This is a genomic window from Terrisporobacter petrolearius (assembly GCF_020748185.1).
GTDB classification, from domain to species: domain Bacteria; phylum Bacillota; class Clostridia; order Peptostreptococcales; family Peptostreptococcaceae; genus Terrisporobacter; species Terrisporobacter petrolearius.
In genome coordinates, this window is the sequence record NZ_JAHZMO010000188.1 from 1 (window position 1) to 445 (window position 445).

1 pseudogene is annotated in these 445 nt (G+C 29.7%); it reads right to left on the reverse strand.

Features of this window, described 5'->3' with window-relative positions:
- Positions 1 to 445, reverse strand: a pseudogene (locus K0040_RS20245) (ABC transporter ATP-binding protein); the annotation flags it as partial.

The window sequence follows — 445 nt, forward strand, 5'->3', positions numbered from 1 at the left end:
CCTTTATAAAAATTATTTTACGAGTTGCTGTAGCAACTTTATATGAAAACGTAGTTTTTATTTTTTCTTTTGGTCTTTCTAATATTTCCATCTTATCATGTTGCTTTTGTCTACTGTTAGCCATTCCTCTCGTTGCTACTCTAGCTTTATTTCTAGCTACAAAATCCTCTAGTCTTTTTCTTTCTTCAACTTGTTTATCATAAGCTTGTTCTTCTTGACGTTTCTTTATATCATTAAGTCTTACAAATTCATCATAGTTTCCTTTATATCTATTTAGCTCTCCATTTTCCATATGATATATTACATTACATGTATTGTTTATAAATTCAATATCATGAGAAACTAAGACAAAGCTATTCTCATAGTCTTGAAGGTACTTAGTAAGCCATGTTATATGCTCTTCGTCTAAATAGTTTGTAGGCTCGTCCAATATAAGAATAGTTGG